The sequence below is a fragment of the Pseudonocardia sp. SID8383 genome (genome assembly GCF_009864975.1).
Taxonomy (GTDB): domain Bacteria; phylum Actinomycetota; class Actinomycetes; order Mycobacteriales; family Pseudonocardiaceae; genus Pseudonocardia; species Pseudonocardia alni.
In genome coordinates, this window is the sequence record NZ_WWFY01000790.1 from 1 (window position 1) to 3,637 (window position 3,637).

Here is a 3,637-nt window from a genome sequence, read left to right on the forward strand (position 1 = left end):
GCAGCGCGGGAGCGGCGGCCGCGGCGCCGGCCAGGCCCACCGCCGTCGCGGTGCGGCGCAGCCCGGTGAGCCGCAGGAGACCCGCGACCCCCAGTCCTGCGACGCCGAGGTGCGGACGCAGTGCGGTCAGGCCGACCAGGGCGGAGCGCCGGTCGGTCCGCCACCGCCGCGGCAACACGGTGACGGCGGTACGCAGGGCTCGGTCGACGATCACGGACACGGGTGGACAACGGACGCGGGCCGCGAACGGTTCCACGGGAGCTATATGGACAGTTCAGATATCCGATAGTTACAGTATCGACATGCGGAACATCCTCGCGTGGCACCGTCCGTCTCGACCCCGCCCGCACGGTCGCGATCCGCGCCGGGGCGGTGCTCGCGCTGGCCGGGATGGCGCTCGGCTTCCTGATGACGTCACCGAGCCCGGACCAGCTCGCCGACTTCCGCGGGATCGCCGGGGCGCACACCGACGGCGGCCCGGGCCTGCCGCTGGTCGGGTGGAGCACGCTGGGCGGTGACCTGCGCGTCCCGCACTTCGTCGGGATGTACGCGCTGCAGCTGCTGCCACTGCTGCTGATCGTGTTCGAGCTGGCCGCAGGGCGGGTGGCCCGGCCGGCCGACCCACGGGTGCGTCGCGACCTGATGACGACGGCCGCCGACGGCTACACCGGCCTGCTCGCCCTGCTGACCTGGCAGGCCCTGCGCGGACAGCCGCTCGTCGCCCCGGACGCGCTCACCGTCGCCGCGGCCGGGGCGCTGACGGTCCTGGTGGTGGCCGGTGCCGTCGTCGCGCTGCGGGAGCGGCGACCGGTGCTCACGCCAGGCAGGTGAGCGGGCGCCCGCCGTTGTACTCGACCATCTCGGCGAGCGCGGCGATGGTGTCGATCGGGGCGCCGCGCTCGGCGCCGTCGAGCTCGGCGTAGGCGCGGTGCAGGTTCCCGACGATGCGCTCGACGTCCGGCCAGTCGCCGAACCGGCCGAGGTCGGTGTCGCGGGCGGCCTCCAGCGGGCGGACACCGGCGTCGCGGGCGCGCTCGGCCAGGTCGAGGACGAACCGCAGGTAGTCGATCGTGTCCCGGACCGGCCCGTCGCCCTGGAACACCGGCCCGTGGCCGGGCACCGTCGTCGCGACCCCGAGCGGGAGCACCACCTGCTCCAGGACGTCGATCGCGCCGGTCACCGAGCCCATCAGCAGGAACGGCGTGCCGCCGTGGAAGACCAGGTCCCCGCAGTAGAGGACCGACCGGTCGGGTACGTGCACGAGGACGTCGTTGGTGGTGTGGGCGGGCGTCCCGACGTGGAGGACGTCGGCCCTCAGGTCCCCCAGGTGCAGCGCGACGCGGTCGGTGAAGGTGAGGAACGGCGGGTCCAGCGGGAGCGAGCCCCAGTCGCCGTGGTCCCAGAACGGCAGGTCCCGGGGCGGGCCGAAGGCGATCATCTCCGCGCGTGCCCGCTCGTGTGCGACGACCGTCGCGCCGGAGAACAGGGCGTTGCCCCACGTGTGGTCGCCGTGGTGGTGGGTGTTGACCAGCGTGCGGACCGGCCGGTCGGTGACCTCGCCGATCGCGGCCGCGAAGGCCCGGGTCCGGCGCTCGGTGGAGCAGGAGTCGACGGCGACGGCCCCCTGCGGCCCGACGAGCAGGCCCGCGTTGTTGATCCACCAGGTGCCGTCCGGCTGGACGTAGGCGAAGAGCCCGTCGGAGATCTCCTCCAGCCGGGGCGGGCCGGGGACGGTGATGTCGTGCGGGTGGGAGCTCATCGGCCGATCGTGACCGAACCGACCCCGAAACGCACGAGAGCCGGTCGGTGGCTACCGACCGGCTCTGCGGGGGATCAGGACTGTGGCCAGGGGCGGGGTCGAACCGCCGACCTTCCGCTTTTCAGGCGGACGCTCGTACCAACTGAGCTACCTGGCCCCGGCCTCCGGTGAACCGGAGATCCAGAGAGTGGAGCGACCCAGACGGGACTCGAACCCGCGACCTTCGCCGTGACAGGGCGACGCGCTAACCAACTGCGCCACTGGGCCTTGCTCTCGCGAAACGCATCGTATCCGATGTGTCTCGCGGTACCCCCAACGGGATTCGAACCCGCGCTGCCGCCTTGAAAGGGCGGAGTCCTAGGCCGCTAGACGATGGGGGCTGGGACCAGGCCCGAGGGCCTCGACCTTCCCTCAACGGCTGTCCGTTGGGAGTGAGTAAACCTTACGACACCGCTCCGAGGGGCCCTGCAACCACCCCCCGATTCCGGCGTCGCCGCAGGTCAGCGAGCCACGGGTGGCGGCTGTTCCGGGTTGCCGGAGATCAGCCCCAGCATGTCGAGCAGCTCCCGCAGATCCTCGGAGTCGTCCGAGTTCCGGGCGACGACGAGCCGGGCGCGCTGCACCTGGTCGTCGGAGACCTTGAAGGCGTCGGCCGCGTTCCGCGGCGCCGGAATGGAACTGGTGTCGTCGTCGATGCCGCGCTTCGCGCCGATGGTCACGAGGCCTCCCCGTAGGCCGCCAGGACCTGCTCCGGGCCCGTCCGTGGGACGCGCCGCGTGCCGGTGTCCGTCGGTACCGCCACGTGCTGTGGCCGTGACCAAGACGTTACCCATCGTGCGGGGACCCCGCACGCCCCTTCCCGGGTGACGGCCGATCACCCAGCGCTGTGCGGGACGGGTGCGGCTCAGCGATCCGGCGAGACCCGGCAGGGGCTGCCGGACAGCTCCCCGACCGGCACGGATGCCGCCAGCGCCCGGTACCCGGCGGGCGACGGGTGGAGCCCGTCGCCGGAGTCCAGATCCGGACGGAGCCGGTGCGGGTCACCCGGGTCGCCCAGTGCGGCGGCCGCGTCGATCACCCCGTCGGCCCAGCGACGACCGTCCGAACGGAGCCAGCCGTTCACCTCGTCCCGGGCCGCGACGGCCGTCGGGGTGGCGCGGCCGCCGCTGGCCGACGGCGGGATGGTGGTGAGGAACACGCGCAGCCCCGCGGCGCGGGCCCGCTGGGCGAAGCCCTGCAGCCCGGCGACGAGGTCACCGGCGGCCGCGCCGGCGGCGAGGTCGTTGGTGCCGACGAGCAGCACCACGTCGCGCACGCCGGGAACGGCGGCCACGTCGTCGTCCCAGCGGGTCGACGGCGCGTCACCGCCGGCCGGCGGATCGTCCTGCAGCAGCTGGTTGCGCGACAGTCCCGCGTTCAGCACGGTCATCGGCCGGTCGCCGCCCGCCGCGGACAGCCGGGCGGCGAGCTGATCGGGGAAGCGGTCGTCGCCGCCGGGGGTGGAGCCCACGCCGTCGACGAGGGAGTCCCCGATCACGAGGACGGCGCCGTCCGGGCGGGCCGCCAGGACCTCCAGACCGGTCAGCACCGGCCAGGACTGCAGGGTCGTGTCGAAGCCCGCCGCGTCCGGGGCCGCGGTGCGGTCCCCCGGCCCGGACAGCCACGCGGTGCGCATCGCGACCGGGTGCGAGCCGATCGTGCGCGGCACCTCGGCCAGGAACAGGCTCACCGTCAGCGGCGCGCCCACCGCGGCGGCGACCGGTGCGGGATCGGTCAGCGTCTCGGCACCCGCCGGGATGTCGGCCACGGGGGCCCCGCCGACGGTCAGCGGGACCGGCCGGGTCACCGCGGCGCCCGGGCCGGTGGTGCCGACGGTCA

General features: G+C 74.3%; 5 protein-coding genes and 3 tRNA genes. 1 reads left to right on the forward strand and 7 read right to left on the reverse strand.

What is annotated here, in order from left to right; translation table 11 throughout:
* The coding region (locus tag GTW08_RS19475) for a hypothetical protein (RefSeq protein WP_161152340.1) at positions 1 to 214 on the reverse strand (214 nt) is incomplete at its 3' end.
* 158 nt (positions 215 to 372) lie between these two features.
* Between GTW08_RS19475 and GTW08_RS19480 the strand changes: the two genes are divergently transcribed.
* Positions 373 to 831 carry a hypothetical protein gene (locus GTW08_RS19480; protein WP_073577893.1) on the forward strand — a complete coding sequence of 153 codons (459 nt, stop codon included), beginning with the start codon at positions 373 to 375 and terminating at the stop codon, positions 829 to 831.
* Here the strand turns inward: GTW08_RS19480 and GTW08_RS19485 are convergent.
* The 6 genes from GTW08_RS19485 to GTW08_RS19510 all read right to left on the reverse strand — a co-directional run.
* Positions 815 to 1,759, reverse strand: coding sequence for an MBL fold metallo-hydrolase (locus GTW08_RS19485; RefSeq protein WP_073577894.1), 945 nt, complete (start codon positions 1,757 to 1,759; stop codon positions 815 to 817). The two genes, GTW08_RS19480 and GTW08_RS19485, sit on opposite strands and share 17 nt — an antisense overlap.
* Positions 1,760 to 1,842: 83 nt before the next feature.
* Positions 1,843 to 1,916: transfer RNA gene (locus tag GTW08_RS19490), tRNA-Phe, on the reverse strand.
* Positions 1,917 to 1,952: 36 nt separating this feature from the next.
* Positions 1,953 to 2,026: transfer RNA gene (locus GTW08_RS19495), tRNA-Asp, on the reverse strand.
* Between the two features lie 40 nt (positions 2,027 to 2,066).
* A tRNA-Glu gene (locus tag GTW08_RS19500) sits at positions 2,067 to 2,139 on the reverse strand.
* 120 nt (positions 2,140 to 2,259) lie between these two features.
* Complete coding sequence (locus GTW08_RS19505) at positions 2,260 to 2,478, reverse strand: hypothetical protein (protein ID WP_062399816.1); 219 nt, start codon at positions 2,476 to 2,478, stop codon at positions 2,260 to 2,262.
* A 185-nt stretch (positions 2,479 to 2,663) separates the two neighbouring features.
* A partial coding sequence (locus tag GTW08_RS19510; protein WP_202417423.1) for a GDSL-type esterase/lipase family protein occupies positions 2,664 to 3,637 on the reverse strand: 974 nt, incomplete at its 5' end.

What these genes read in the sequence shown, in the direction of transcription:
- GTW08_RS19485 (WP_073577894.1), bottom strand. Translation starts at nt 1,759, where the DNA reads ATGAGCTCCCACCCGCACGACATCACCGTCCCCGGCCCGCCCCGGCTG.